The 14,243-nt window shown below is 35.3% G+C and carries 18 protein-coding genes and 1 rRNA gene; all 19 read left to right on the plus strand.

Annotated elements, in window-relative coordinates:
* Positions 1 to 43: 43 nt before the first annotated feature.
* Positions 44 to 160 (plus strand): 5S ribosomal RNA (gene rrf / locus ILYOP_RS01055).
* Between the two features lie 140 nt (positions 161 to 300).
* On the plus strand, positions 301 to 651 hold the full coding sequence (rplS, locus tag ILYOP_RS01060) for a 50S ribosomal protein L19 (protein WP_013386652.1): 351 nt from the start codon (positions 301 to 303) through the stop codon (positions 649 to 651).
* A gap of 275 nt (positions 652 to 926) precedes the next feature.
* Positions 927 to 1,076: a hypothetical protein gene (locus ILYOP_RS15715; protein WP_013386653.1), complete on the plus strand. Its 150-nt coding sequence runs from the start codon at positions 927 to 929 to the stop codon at positions 1,074 to 1,076.
* 121 nt (positions 1,077 to 1,197) lie between these two features.
* Positions 1,198 to 2,118: a signal peptidase I gene (gene lepB, locus ILYOP_RS01065; RefSeq protein ID WP_013386654.1), complete on the plus strand. Its 921-nt coding sequence runs from the start codon at positions 1,198 to 1,200 to the stop codon at positions 2,116 to 2,118.
* A 9-nt stretch (positions 2,119 to 2,127) separates the two neighbouring features.
* Positions 2,128 to 2,559, plus strand: coding sequence for a ribosomal protein S18-alanine N-acetyltransferase (gene rimI, locus ILYOP_RS01070; protein WP_013386655.1), 432 nt, complete (start codon positions 2,128 to 2,130; stop codon positions 2,557 to 2,559).
* Between the two features lie 63 nt (positions 2,560 to 2,622).
* Positions 2,623 to 4,056, plus strand: a complete 1,434-nt coding sequence (gene purB / locus ILYOP_RS01075; RefSeq protein ID WP_013386656.1) for an adenylosuccinate lyase — start codon at positions 2,623 to 2,625, stop codon at positions 4,054 to 4,056.
* On the plus strand, positions 4,056 to 4,571 hold the full coding sequence (locus ILYOP_RS01080; RefSeq protein ID WP_013386657.1) for a Gx transporter family protein: 516 nt from the start codon (positions 4,056 to 4,058) through the stop codon (positions 4,569 to 4,571). The genes purB and ILYOP_RS01080 overlap by 1 nt, the downstream gene beginning before the upstream one ends.
* On the plus strand, positions 4,568 to 5,923 hold the full coding sequence (gene glmM / locus ILYOP_RS01085; RefSeq protein ID WP_013386658.1) for a phosphoglucosamine mutase: 1,356 nt from the start codon (positions 4,568 to 4,570) through the stop codon (positions 5,921 to 5,923). Before ILYOP_RS01080 ends, glmM begins: the two co-directional genes overlap by 4 nt.
* 326 nt (positions 5,924 to 6,249) lie before the next feature.
* A complete protein-coding gene (locus tag ILYOP_RS01090; RefSeq protein ID WP_013386659.1) occupies positions 6,250 to 6,963 on the plus strand; it encodes a class I SAM-dependent DNA methyltransferase in 714 nt (237 codons plus the stop codon).
* A 28-nt stretch (positions 6,964 to 6,991) separates the two neighbouring features.
* Positions 6,992 to 7,204, plus strand: a complete 213-nt coding sequence (locus ILYOP_RS16225; RefSeq protein WP_041920978.1) for an AtpZ/AtpI family protein — start codon at positions 6,992 to 6,994, stop codon at positions 7,202 to 7,204.
* Positions 7,205 to 7,236: 32 nt separating this feature from the next.
* Positions 7,237 to 7,620, plus strand: a complete 384-nt coding sequence (locus ILYOP_RS01100; RefSeq protein WP_013386660.1) for an ATP synthase subunit I — start codon at positions 7,237 to 7,239, stop codon at positions 7,618 to 7,620.
* 86 nt (positions 7,621 to 7,706) lie between these two features.
* A complete protein-coding gene (atpB, locus tag ILYOP_RS01105) occupies positions 7,707 to 8,516 on the plus strand; it encodes a F0F1 ATP synthase subunit A (RefSeq protein ID WP_049774869.1) in 810 nt (269 codons plus the stop codon).
* Between the two features lie 43 nt (positions 8,517 to 8,559).
* Entirely contained in the window at positions 8,560 to 8,829 is a 270-nt protein-coding gene (atpE, locus tag ILYOP_RS01110; protein WP_013386662.1) for an ATP synthase F0 subunit C, read from the plus strand.
* A 102-nt stretch (positions 8,830 to 8,931) separates the two neighbouring features.
* A complete protein-coding gene (atpF, locus tag ILYOP_RS01115; protein ID WP_013386663.1) occupies positions 8,932 to 9,438 on the plus strand; it encodes a F0F1 ATP synthase subunit B in 507 nt (168 codons plus the stop codon).
* The gene (gene atpH / locus ILYOP_RS01120) at positions 9,435 to 9,959 is read left to right on the plus strand and encodes an ATP synthase F1 subunit delta (protein ID WP_013386664.1); all 525 of its coding nucleotides are present in this window, start codon (positions 9,435 to 9,437) and stop codon (positions 9,957 to 9,959) included. The genes atpF and atpH overlap by 4 nt, the downstream gene beginning before the upstream one ends.
* A 36-nt stretch (positions 9,960 to 9,995) precedes the next feature.
* On the plus strand, positions 9,996 to 11,498 hold the full coding sequence (gene atpA, locus ILYOP_RS01125; RefSeq protein ID WP_013386665.1) for a F0F1 ATP synthase subunit alpha: 1,503 nt from the start codon (positions 9,996 to 9,998) through the stop codon (positions 11,496 to 11,498).
* Between the two features lie 14 nt (positions 11,499 to 11,512).
* Complete coding sequence (atpG, locus tag ILYOP_RS01130; RefSeq protein WP_013386666.1) at positions 11,513 to 12,361, plus strand: ATP synthase F1 subunit gamma; 849 nt, start codon at positions 11,513 to 11,515, stop codon at positions 12,359 to 12,361.
* Between the two features lie 50 nt (positions 12,362 to 12,411).
* Positions 12,412 to 13,815, plus strand: coding sequence for a F0F1 ATP synthase subunit beta (atpD, locus tag ILYOP_RS01135; RefSeq protein WP_013386667.1), 1,404 nt, complete (start codon positions 12,412 to 12,414; stop codon positions 13,813 to 13,815).
* A gap of 2 nt (positions 13,816 to 13,817) precedes the next feature.
* On the plus strand, positions 13,818 to 14,222 hold the full coding sequence (atpC, locus tag ILYOP_RS01140; protein WP_013386668.1) for an ATP synthase F1 subunit epsilon: 405 nt from the start codon (positions 13,818 to 13,820) through the stop codon (positions 14,220 to 14,222).
* The last annotated feature ends 21 nt before the right edge of the window (positions 14,223 to 14,243 follow it).

Below are 14,243 nucleotides of genomic sequence, written 5' to 3' on the forward strand. Positions count from 1 at the left end.
CAGACAAAAGAATATGATATCAATATATAAATGTTGATAACAGCTTGGTGAGAATAGCTGTAGGGGTACACCTGGTCACATTCCGAACCCAGAAGTTAAGCCTGCATACGCTGAAAGTACTTGAGGGGCAGCCCTCTGGGAGGATAGGTACTTGCCAAGCTTTTTTTTATTTTAAAGGGCTTATTTTTGCTTTAATAGATTGACTTTATTGGAATATTATGATAAACTAATTAAGTTATTATACAAGGTATTCCGCTTTAATCTGAGGAATATTAAATGAATATCTTTGAGGAGGAAGAAATGAAAGAAAAATTAATCCAATTAGTAGAACAAAACTACATTAGAACTGATGTGCCTCAGTTCAAAGCAGGGGACACAATTGTTGTTCACTACAGAGTAAAAGAGGGAGAAAAAGAAAGAATCCAACTTTTTGAAGGTGTAGTAATCAGAGTCAATGGTGGAGGAGTAGCTAAAACTTTTACTGTTAGAAAAGTAACAGGAGGAGTTGGAGTGGAAAGAATTATTCCTGTAAACTCTCCAATGATCGAAAAAATCGAAGTTAAGAGAATCGGTAAAGTAAGAAGATCTAAACTTTACTACTTAAGAGAACTTTCTGGAAAGAAAGCAAGAATCAAAGAAATCAGAAAGTAATTATATCAAAACTGTCCAGGGCGAATGCCCTGGGCTTTTTTGATTATCATAAAAAACATACAGAAAAAAATAACATAGGAATAATTTTAATTATTTTAAAATAAAAAAATATCTAAAAATGATAATCGTATAGCAGTAAGAAATATTTTAAAATTAAAGTTTGTGAAAAATAGAATATTGCAAAATAAGGAAAAAGATAACTATTATTTACAGTTCTAAATAGATGAAATATACTAGAAGGGTAAAGAAAAACTGTTAATAATTGGAGGGGTTTAATGGAAAAAATCAAGTGTCCGCATTGTGGGAATCTATCAGGTGAGGTAGATTATGAAAGAGTTACAAAACATTTCGTTTGTAATGAATGTAGTTCTATGTTTCATACGATTCAGGAAAATGGGAAAATAAAAGTAGAACTAGAAGTATAAGCCGGCATATGCCGGCTTATTTTATTTCTCATAAGTATCAAAGACAATAGGGTAAAAAAAGTCGAAAAAAATAATTAATTATGTTAAAATGGTAAAGTAAAATACTGAAAGAGGTGCATAAATGGAAAAAGAAAAAATAGTAATTAATGGAATTTTTTACCTATTTTTAACAACGTGTTTTCTTTTATTATGGATAAAAGAAAAGGAAGTGGTTGAACTCATTAAAGAGTATAGGGGAGCTTTCTCTCAAAAGGTAATTTCTATATTCAATATAGAGAGCCCCACAACTCAAAAGGGGGTAAAAAAGACTGTTAATTTTGTAGAAACAATAGGGTCTGCACTTATATTGGTTCTGATAATTCAAAAGTTTTATCTGGGAAATTTTCTTGTTCCAACGGGGTCAATGATACCCACAATTATGCCAAAAGACAGAATATTCGGAAACATGGTGGTTTATAGTTTTAAACAACCTAAAAGGGAAGATATAATCGTTTTTAGAGAACCAGTGGAAAATAAAGTATTATACACAAAGAGAGTCATGGGACTTCCAGGGGAAGAAGTAAAAATAGAGTTTGGACACCTCTACATAAATAACAAAAGAATAGATAGCAGAGAGTATTCTAATCTTGGATTTATACAGTATGACACTTGGACTATTCCCAAAAAAGGAGATACTGTAGAAATTGTTCCTGGAGCTGATTATACCTCTGAAATAAAAAGCGAGGATATAGAAGAAATTCAAGAATTTTTACTTGAAAAGCCTGGGCAGTTAAAAGAAATACTTCCAGATGTTGATTTTTATGTAAATGGGAAAAAAACCGGAATGATTTTGGATTATATACATGATAAGGATATGCTAGATGATATTTTAGAAGGAAAAACTGTAAAAACTCAAATTGATGAAAATTATTATATGGTTTTAGGAGACAACACAGATGGAAGTTATGACTCTAGAATGTGGGGGTTTGTCGCTGAGAATAGAATAAAAGGAAAGGCATTTGTAAGATTCTGGCCGTTAAACAGGATGGGATTGGTCAAATAAGGGGATAAGATGCAAATAATTCAAGGTATGGATACAGACAATATAGAGGAACTTTACCAGTTGGAGAAAAAATACTTTCCTGGAAATTACTATAGCAGGGATTCTTTATTTAAGATGCTTGAAAATAGCAGGTATTATTTTTGGGGAGTCTGGAAAAAGGAAAGATTAATAGGATATGTTATCCTTTTAGATAGTATCGATATTTTCGAGATAATCAAAATAGCTGTAAACACAAGTTGTAGGAACCAAGGTATAGGGGAGAAAATGCTAAGAACTATATTACAAAATGTTGAAAAAAATATACATCTAGAAGTCAGAGAAAGTAATCTGGCAGCTATAAAATTATATGAAAAAATGGGATTTAAAAATCTCTTTAAAAGGAAAGATTACTACGGTGATACAGGGGAAGATGCTTTGGTAATGGCACTAAGTAAACAATGATCAAAATACCTATATTAACTGGGTCATTTAAAAAATAAATTATTTATGAAAGGGTGGAAAAAATTGGAAAATAATGTTTATTCAAATCCATTGGTTGAAAGGTACGGATCAAAAGAGATGCTGGAGAATTTTTCTCCTGATAAAAAGTTTTCAACATGGAGAAAGCTTTGGATAGCTCTTGCAGAAGCTGAAAAAGACTTGGGTCTTAACATCACAGAGGAACAACTAGAAGAGATGAGAGCAAATGTAAATAACATCGATTACGAACTTGCAAAGGCAAAAGAGCGTGAGTTCAGACACGACGTAATGGCTCATGTACATACATTTGGTACAGCGGCTCCTAAAGCTATGCCTATAATTCACTTGGGGGCTACAAGTGCTTATGTAGGAGACAACACAGATCTTATTCAAATCAAAGACGGACTTGAAATTCTAAAATCAAAGATGGTAAATGTAATTGACTCAATGGCTAAATTCTCTATTGAGTATAAGGATCTTCCAACACTTGGATTTACACACTTTCAACCAGCTCAGCTTACTACAGTCGGGAAAAGATCAACCTTGTGGCTTCAGAGTCTGCTACTTGACTTTGAAGAGCTTGAATTTAGAGCGGAAACTCTTAGATTCAGAGGTGTAAAAGGTACAACTGGAACTCAGGCAAGTTATTTAGAACTGTTTAATGGTGAATTTGAAAAAGTTAAGAAATTAGATGAAATAGTGGCAGAAAAAATGGGATTCAGTAAAAGTTTCCTAGTAACTGGTCAGACATACGACAGAAAAGTGGACTCAGAGATTCTGAATCTGCTTTCAAATATAGCTCAGTCAGCACATAAATTTACCAACGATCTAAGACTTTTACAGCACCTCAAAGAGATAGAGGAGCCATTTGAAAAAAGTCAAATAGGATCTTCTGCAATGGCCTATAAAAGAAATCCAATGAGAAGTGAAAGAATTTCTTCCCTTGCTAAATTTGTGGTTGCAATGCAACAGAGTACTGCTATGACTGCTGCTACACAGTGGTTTGAAAGAACTCTAGACGACTCAGCAAACAAAAGACTTTCTATACCTCAGGCTTTCCTAGCAATAGATTCAATACTTCTTATCTGGCAAAACATAATGGATGGTCTTGTGGTATATCCTAAGATGATAGAGAAGCGTATCATGTCAGAACTTCCGTTTATGGCAACTGAATATATAATAATGGAAGGTGTAAAAAGTGGAGGAGACAGACAGGAGCTTCACGAAAGAATAAGAGTCCACTCAATGGAAGCAGCAAAAACTGTGAAACTAGAGGGAAAAGAAAACGATCTTATAGAAAGAATTATAAAAGATGACTATTTTAATATAGACAAGGAAAGATTATTAGAAATTTTAGATCCTAAAAATTTTGTTGGATTCTCTTCTGAGCAAACTTTAGAGTTTATTGAAAAAGATGTAAATCCTATTATAAAAAAATACGAGGCAATGATCGGAATCGAAGCGGAGTTAAGAGTTTAGTGTTAAAAAATAAAAGAGAGGGCTATCTGATTGCATTGGTTTTGATAGCTCTTTACTTTTCTCTTCTTGAGAATCTAATACCGAAACCATTTCCTTGGATGAAGATAGGATTAGCAAATCTTGCTACAATCATAGCTCTAGAAAAGTTTGATAAAAAGATGGCATTTGAAGTGGTAGGACTCAGGATAATAATACAAGGGCTGATGCTCGGAACCCTTTTTACTCCAGGTTTTTTTGTAAGCCTGACAGCAGGAACTGCAAGTACCGTAGTAATGGTATTTTTATATAATTTTAGAAAAAATCTTAGTTTGATGGCAATAAGTTCTTTTTCAGCTGTGGTGCATAATATAACACAGCTTTTTGTAGTTTACTTTTTAATGTTTAGAAATATAGATGTTTATACTAAATCCATACTTAGTTTTGTACTACTTTTTCTGGCTCTTGGGTGGCTTTCCGGTATGGTAACGGGATACCTGGGAGAGAGATTAAATTTGAGAAGGAGGATAAGAAATTGAGAAAATATTTTGGAACTGACGGGATAAGAGGCGAAGCCAATAAGGAACTAACCGTTGATATAGCTTTGAGACTGGGATACGCCATAGGGCATTATCTTAGAAAAAAAAATCCAAATAAAAAATTAAAGGTTATAATGGGAACTGATACAAGAATTTCAGGATATATGCTGAGATCTGCTCTTTTTGCAGGTATGACCTCTATGGGGGTAGATATAGATTTTGTAGGAGTAATACCTACTCCAGGTGTCTCTTATCTAACCAGAAAACTCTCTGCTGATGCAGGTATAATGATATCAGCATCACATAATCCGGCAAAAGACAACGGTATAAAGATTTTTGCCTCTAACGGGTATAAACTTCCTGACGAAGTAGAACTTGAATTAGAAAATCTTATGGATAGATTCGAAGAGATAAGTAAAGAGTGCATGCCTGGAGACAAGGTAGGGAAATTTAAGTATGCAGACAATGAGTATTATTTATACAGAGACTATATGATATCCACTGTAAAGGGAGATTTTTCAGGGATGAAAATAATCCTAGATACTGCAAACGGAGCTGCCTACCGAATTGCAAGACAAGTATTTCTGGCTCTAGGTGCTGAGATAGTTGTAATAAATGACGCTCCAAACGGGACAAATATAAATGTGAAATGTGGTTCTACACATCCTGAGATACTTGCTAAAGTTGTAACAGGCTATGAAGCTGATCTTGGTCTTGCTTATGACGGAGATGCAGATAGACTTATGGCAGTAGACAAGAACGGGAATGTCATCGACGGTGATAAAATAATAGCGATCCTTGCCAAGGAAATGAAAAGTAAAGGAGAGCTCAATGATAACAGGGTCGTAACAACTGTTATGAGTAACATGGGATTTGAAAACTATCTGGATAAAAATGGAATTGGTCTCATAAGAGCCAATGTAGGGGACAGGTATGTACTGGAAAAAATGAAAGTAAATGGGTTAAATATAGGGGGAGAACAATCTGGTCACATAATTTTATTAGATTATAATACAACTGGAGATGGTGTGCTTACCTCTCTTAAATTAGTAGAAGCTCTGAGAGATAGTGAAAAAAGTCTAGATGAACACGTGGTTGATATTCGTGACTGGCCCCAGGTACTGATAAACATAAAAGTATCAAATGATAAAAAGAACCTTTGGAATAAGAATAAAAAAATTATGGATATTATTCAGAAAAAAGAAGAAGAAATGTCCGGAATGGGACGTGTACTGGTTAGAACATCTGGGACTGAGCCGATAGTGAGAGTGATGGTAGAAGGTAAAAATCAAGAGATGGTAGACTCTGTAGCTATAGAAATTTCTGAGGTAGTAAAAAAGGAACTTTCTTAAAAATCTTGAAATTTAATTTAAAATATTATATTCTAAGAGTAATGAAATTAAAATAATCACAAACTATATAAATCTTTTGTAAATATCTATTACATAAAGAATACTTAACAAGTACCAAAAGTGTACACTGTCTATAAAATGTGGTTAAAAATTCTAAAAAAGTTTTTTTTGTTTCAAAAAAAAACAAAAAAATAAAAAAAATAAAAAAAATAATGCAAAAAAAAAAAAATGAGCTATGATGTATTATGTCACTGTGAAAATTAGTGATTTTTTGTGAAAATCTTATTGATTTTATCAATAATGTTAATTATATTTAGAGGTGAAATATGTACCAGGAATTTGCAAAAGTTTATGACAAGTTTATGGAGTTAGCTGATTATGACGAATGGCATGACTTTGTATCCTATGTTATAGAAGGAAATAATCCCGGTGGAAAGACCTTGCTAGACCTGGGATGTGGAACTGGCGAAGTACTAAAAAGGTTTTTAGAAGAGTATGAGTGTACAGGTGTTGACATTTCTGAGGATATGCTTTTGGTTACTAGAGAAAAACTGAACGATTTAGGAAAGGATGTTCCGTTACTGTGTCAAGATATGAAAGAGCTTAGTCTGGATAAAAAGTACGACATAGTAATATCTTTGTTTGACACTGTGAATCATCTTGTGAGTATAGGGGATTTAGAAAAACTTTTTGAGAGAATAAAAATTCATTTGAATACCAAGGGGATATACATATTTGATGTTGTAGACAGAAACTTCATGGATGAGATGTTTCCTGATGGATTTTTTATAGACCAACGAGAGGATATGACAGTGATCTGGGAACATTATTTTGAAGATCAACTAGATTGTATAGAGACAACTTTTTTTGTAGAAGAAAAAGAAGGCCTGTATAAAAAGTACAGGGAAAAGCACATTAAAAAAATTTATACTCATAAAGAGATACAGGAAGCTGCCGAGAAATCTGGACTTCATGTGGAAAATATCTATGAAGAAAGCAGTCTTGCTGGGGAGCGTTTTTTTTATGTAATAAAGAAATAGAAAACCAATTCAAAAGCTGGTGATTTTGATGAAAAATCTTTATAAGGATATAGTTTACTATTTCTCTTTGCTCGGTTATCTGGGCTTTGTTATGGTTTTCAACATTCTTTTTTTTATAATTATTTATAAGATAATTGAAAAGTATTTTTTTTCAAGTGATTTGTTGTTTATAACCTTTACCCTTATAGGGATATTCAGTGGTTTTTATAACTCGTATAAGCTGATTATGAAAAAAAAATAAAGAGAAAAAATACTTAAATTTATGGTGGTTTGATGAATCAAGAGATAAAAAAAGTTCTTAAAAATTCAATTATCACAACGATAATTGTCCTTATCTATGGAATTTTGATAAGAAGTCCAATTATATATATTGGAATGTTTGGGGGATGTGTAATTTCCTGTATGGGTTTTTACAGTATCTGCCTAGAGGCAGAGGCAGCTGTGAGAAATAATAATCCATTTAAAGTAACAGTTACAGGATATCTAAAAAGATATTTGATATACGGTATTTATTTGGGTCTACTTATAAAATTTTTAGGTATTCCCACTTTTTTAGGCGGGGCTATAGGTCTACTGAACATAAAGTTTAACATTGCACTTATGGCTATTTTAACCGTTATAAAAAAAATACAAAGCAGGTTAAAAAAATTAAAATAATTTTAAAGAAAGGGGGTCAACGGAGAGTTATGAAAAAATTTGGACCTGTAATACTTGCAGCAATAATAGCAGTTTTTACCTTTGCCATGAAGATGCTTGGAATTGTTCAGTTTGAAACTCCACCACTGGTAGAAGGGCCAAAGATAATGTTTTATGTGCCACTTCCACAGTCGATGCATGATTTTCCTTTTGCTTTAAAAATGGCAGAAGGCAGTTATGGATTTCCTGTAACAATAACAATAATCAGTACATGGTGTGTTATGTTATTCCTTATATTAATTTTTAGATGGGCATCGCAAAATCTAGAAATTATGCCAGGAAAAAAGCAGGCATTTTTTGAAACTGTATATGCATTCTTTGATGCATTGATAGGACAAATGTTAGGTGCTTGGAAGAAAAAATATTTCACTTATATCTCTACATTATTTTTATTTATACTTATTTCAAATATTGTTTCATTTTTTCCAATTCCAGGATTTTCTTTTGAAGGCGGTCTCTTAAAAATTGCACCTGCACTAAGGACACCAACTGCAGATCTTAACACAACAGTGGGTCTGGCTTTAATAACCACCTATAGTTTTATGGCTGCTTCATTTAGAGTATCAGGATTTTTTGGATTTTTTAAAGGTTTGTTTGAACCTATGCCGCTCATGTTTCCCATTAACCTGGCTGGGGAATTTGCAAAGCCGACAAATATTTCAATCAGACTTTTTGGAAATATGTTTGCAGGAATGGTAATACTGGGACTACTTTATAAAGCAGCTCCAGCTTTGATACCGGCACCTATGCATCTATATTTCGACTTATTTAGTGGTATTGTACAGAGTTTCGTATTTATAATGTTAACAATGGTATATATTCAAGGTTCCATTGGAGACGCGGAGTATGTTGATTAAATTTTTTTATTAGAAATATATTTTTTAAGGAGGGAATTATAATATGGATATGTTATTAGCTAAAACTGTAGTATTAGCAGCATCTGCTGTAGGTGCTGGAACAGCAATGATCGCAGGTATAGGACCAGGGGTAGGGCAAGGATATGCAGCAGGTAAAGCTGTAGAATCTGTAGCTAGACAACCAGAAGCAAAAGGAGACATCATCTCTACAATGGTACTAGGACAAGCGGTAGCGGAATCTACAGGTATCTATTCACTTGTTATTGCTTTGATCCTACTTTATGCTAACCCATTTGTCGGACTATTAGGATAATTTTAGGAAGGTCGCTATCCTGAAAGGGATGCTGCCAAATTTTGACGAGAAAGCTTTGCGATTTATGCATAGAAATCGTTCCACAGAAAGGAGGTAGACGACTTGGCAACACAAAATATGCCTGCTGTGTCTATTGACATTAATATGTTTTGGCAGATCATAAACTTTTTGATTTTAATGTTTTTCTTTAAAAAATATTTTCAAAAGCCGATCTCCAAGATGTTAGATGCTAGGAAAGAAAAGATAGCTAACGAGTTGAAACAGGCTGAAACAGATAGAAAAATGGCAGCTGAGGCCAATGAGGAAACCCAAGGGATCCTGAAAGCGGCTAAGGCAGAAGCTAATGAAATTCTTTTGAGGGCTGAAAAGAAAGCTGATGAAAGAAAAGAGACTATTTTAAAAGAAGCCAATGCTCAAAGAGAAAAGACTATAAAGTCTGCTGAATTAGAAGTCGAAAAAATGAAAAAACAGGCTAGAAAAGAACTTCAATCAGAAGTTACTGCTTTAGCGGTTAGTCTTGCTGAAAAGATGATTAACGAAAGACTTGATTCTAAATTGGGAGAAAACCTACTCAATGACTTTATTGAAGAGGTAGGCGAAGACAGATGATAGAAGCGCAAGTAGGGAAAAGATATGCAGAAGCTATTTATGAAATGTCGGAATCTAATAAAAAAGTAAAAGAACTTTACGAGGAACTAAACCTTGTGATGGAGCTTTATAAAGGGGATAAGGAGTTTAAAAACCTTGTGGACCATCCTCTTATTAAAGTAGAAGAAAAAAAAGAATTCATAGGTAAAATCTTTTCTAAATTTGAGGATTTTAGTCTAAATGTTCTTTTCTATCTTGTAGAAAAGAAAAGACTGTCTTACATAAAATCAATTGTTGCAGAATACCTGAAAATCTATTATACAAAAAACCAGATAGTAGACGTAGAAGCTATTTTTGCAATTGAACCTAGTGAAGAACAGAAAACTAAGCTTATCAAAAAACTGGAAAAGAAAACAGAGAAAAAAGTTAACTTGGTAGTTAGCATAGATAAATCCATTATTGCCGGTGGAATCATAAAAATCGGTGATGAAATAATTGACGGAAGCGTTAGAAGACAGCTTGATACAGTTGCTAACAACTAGTATCTTGCCAGTTCGAAAGGTAGGAGGTGTAACCGCTTGAAGATCAGACCGGAAGAGATCAGCAGCATAATAAAGACTGAGATCGAAAATTATAAAAAATCTTTAGATATTAAAACTTCAGGTTCTGTCGTAGAAGTAGGAGACGGAATCGCAAGAATATACGGTCTTAGTAATGCAAAAGCCGGAGAACTATTAGAATTCCCTAATGGAATAAGAGGGATGGTATTAAATCTTGAGGAAAACAATGTAGGTGCCGTATTACTAGGAGACCCTACAGGGGTAAAAGAGGGAGACGAGGTAAGAGCCACTGGAGAAGTAGCAGCGGTTCCAGCAGGAGAAGGTCTCTTAGGAAGAGTAGTCAACGCTCTAGGAGAGCCAATTGACGGTAAAGGTGACATAAAAACAGAAAGAATGATGACACTAGAAAGAAAGGCTCATGGAATAATCGCCAGAAAGCCGGTACATGAACCACTTCAAACTGGTATCAAGTCAATAGACGGAATGGTACCAATCGGAAGAGGTCAAAGAGAACTTATCATCGGGGATAGACAGACTGGTAAAACAGCTGTAGCACTTGATGCAATCATAAACCAAAAAGGTACAGGGGTAAAATGTATCTATGTAGCTATAGGTCAGAGAAGATCAACAGTAGCTCAGATAGTAAAAAAACTTGAAAATGCAGGAGCGATGGAATACACAATCGTAGTAGCAGCAACTGCTTCAGAACCAGCTCCACTTCAATACATGGCACCTTACTGCGGTGTATCTATGGGAGAGTACTTCATGGATAAGGGAGAGCACGTATTAATAGTATATGATGACCTTTCTAAACATGCGGTTGCATACAGAGAGATGTCACTTCTACTGAAGAGACCTCCAGGAAGAGAAGCATATCCAGGAGACGTATTCTATCTTCACTCAAGACTTCTTGAGAGAGCGGCAAAACTATCTGATGATCTAGGTGCAGGTTCAATAACGGCACTTCCTATAATTGAAACACAGGCGGGAGACGTATCTGCTTTTATCCCTACCAATGTAATTTCAATTACAGACGGTCAGATATTCCTAGATTCTGAACTATTTAACTCTGGATTCAGACCGGCAATAAATGCAGGTATATCAGTATCAAGAGTTGGAGGATCAGCACAGATAAAGGCTATGAAACAAGTTGCTGCCAAAGTAAAACTAGAATTAGCACAGTACAGTGAACTTTTGACATTTGCACAATTTGGATCAGACCTAGACAAGGCTACAAAAGCTCAGCTTGAAAGAGGGCACAGAATTATGGAGGTCCTAAAGCAGGATCAATATAAGCCTTACAGAGTAGAAGAGCAAGTGGTTTCATTCTTTATGGTTTTAAATGGGTATGTTGATGACACTCCTATTGAAGAAGTAAGAAGATTTGAAGAAGAATTAATAACACATCTGAAAGACAATACAGAAGTACTAAAAGAAATACTAGAGAAAAAAGCTCTTAGTGATGAAATAGAAGCTAAATTAAGAAAAGCCATTGAAGATTTCAAAAAAAACTTTAGTTAAAGAGAGGTGAGACCATGGCTGGAGGAAAAGAATTAAAAGGTAGAATTAAAAGTGTTCAGTCTACTCACCAGATCACAAAGGCTATGGAGATAGTTTCTTCAACAAAGTTTAAAAGATTCTCTGCACTGGTAAATCAGTCAAAGCCATACTCTGAAAGTATGGATAATGTACTGAAAAATATCGCTGCAGGGATAAAATCTGAAAGGCATCCGCTTTTCGACGGAAAAAAGGATGTAAAAAAAATAGGGGTTATCGTGATGACTTCTGACAGAGGACTTTGTGGAGGCTTCAACAATGCCACCTTAAAAAAGATGGAAATTCTTATTGCCGAAAATCCAGACAAGGAAGTTTCAATTATCGGAGTGGGTAAAAAAGCCAGAGATTATTGTAATAAAAGAAATTACGATCTTAAAGCTGAGTATATCCAGCTGATTCCTGAAACTATGTTTGTAAAGGCTAAAGAGATAAGTGAAAATATTGTAGAATATTTTTATGAAGATATCTTTGATGAGGTATACATGATCTACAATGAATTCATATCTGCAATGCAGACTGAGCTAATTGTAAAAAAAGTGTTACCTATCGAGAGAGTAGAGGTTCAAGAGAATACTACGTATATTTTTGAGCCATCGGTAGAGGGTATATTATCAAGCCTGCTTCCAAAATATCTGAATATAAGAATATATCAGGCTATTTTGGAAAATACGGCAAGTGAGCATTCGGCTAGAAAGAATGCTATGAAAAATGCGACTGACAATGCTGAGGAAATGATAGCTGATCTGAACCTTCAATATAACAGGGAAAGACAGGCTGCAGTTACTCAGGAGATATCTGAAATTGTCAGTGGAGCATCTGCTCTCTAAATAAATTGAGCAGAATTTTTCAAAACCTTATTGAAGAGGAGGCAGTTTTAGTGGAGAACAAGGGAATTCTTACCCAAATAATTGGTCCAGTTGTAGACGTATCTTTCGATAGCGAATTGCCTAAGATTTACAATTCACTTAGAATTGATCGTGGAAACGGAGAAGTCCTAATAGCTGAAGTACAGCAACACTTAGGAAACAGTGTTGTAAGAGCTATTTGTATGGATGGATCTGAAGGTCTACAAAGAGGAATGGAAGTAATAGATACAGGTGCTCCAATAACAGTACCAGTAGGTAAGGCAGTACTAGGAAGAATACTAAACGTACTAGGAGAACCAATAGATCAAGCAGGAGAAGTGAAAGCAGAAGAATATTCGTCTATTCACAGGGAAGCTCCTGCATTTGAAGATCAAGGAACAGAAGTAGAGATATTCGAAACAGGAATCAAGGTAATCGATCTTCTGGCTCCGTATGTAAAAGGTGGAAAAATCGGTCTGTTTGGTGGAGCAGGAGTTGGTAAGACAGTTCTTATAATGGAGCTTATCAATAACATCGCCAAGGGGCACGGGGGATTATCAGTATTTGCAGGTGTAGGTGAAAGAACCAGAGAGGGTAGAGACCTTTTTGATGAGATGACTGAGTCTGGAGTACTGAGCAAAACTTCTCTTGTTTACGGACAGATGAATGAGCCGCCTGGAGCAAGACTAAGAGTGGCACTTACTGGTCTTACAATGGCTGAGAACTTTAGAGATAAAGAGGGACAGGACGTTCTTCTGTTCATAGATAATATCTTTAGATTTACTCAAGCAGGATCAGAAGTTTCGGCACTTCTAGGAAGAATGCCATCAGCGGTTGGATACCAGCCGACACTGGCAACAGACATGGGTGCTCTTCAAGAGAGAATAACATCTACAAAAACTGGATCGATTACGTCAGTACAAGCTGTATATGTACCAGCAGATGACCTTACTGACCCGGCTCCAGCGACTACATTTACTCATCTAGACGCTACGACAGTACTGTCTAGAAGAATAGCATCACTTGGAATCTATCCAGCAGTTGACCCTCTAGATTCTACATCTACAGCTCTTCAGCCTGGGATCACAGGTCATGAGCATTATACAGCAGCTAGAGAGGTACAGTCTGTACTTCAAAGATATAAAGAACTTCAGGATATCATCGCCATACTAGGTATGGACGAGTTATCTGACGAGGATAAAATAGCAGTAAACAGAGCAAGAAAAATCGAAAGATTCTTTTCACAGCCGTTCCACGTAGCAGAGCAGTTTACAGGAATGGAAGGAAAATATGTAACTGTAAAGGAAACCATAAGAGGATTTAAAGAGATCCTTGAAGGTAAGCATGATGACCTTCCTGAACAAGCTTTCCTTTATGTGGGGACAATTGACGAGGCTATAGCAAAAGCGAGGGAATTAATGAAGGGAGATGCATAATCATGGCTACCTTTAAGTTAGAAGTGATTACTCCAATTAAAAAGATTCTTGAAAAAGAAGTTGAAATGATTATCTTAAGAACCACTGAGGGGGATATGGGAGTTTTGGCAAACCATGCTCCCTTCGTGGCGGAACTTGCTATCGGAGAGATGAAAATAAAATCTTCAGATGAAGAAGTGGCATACTTTGTATCTGGAGGTTTCATAGACATATCGAGAGAGCGGACCACAATTCTTGCTGATGAAGCTCTAGATGCAAGAGAGATAGATGTGGCAAGAGCAAAAAAAGATGCTGAGGTTGCTCAGGCTAAGCTGACGAAGCTCAAAGAGGACAGAGATATTGCTGCAACTCAAAAAGCGCTTCAGGATGCACTTACTAAGGTAAGAATAGCTGAACAATATCGTTGACTAAAAAGGCTGTGCTTCAAG

The organism is Ilyobacter polytropus DSM 2926, assembly GCF_000165505.1.
Classification (GTDB): domain Bacteria; phylum Fusobacteriota; class Fusobacteriia; order Fusobacteriales; family Fusobacteriaceae; genus Ilyobacter; species Ilyobacter polytropus.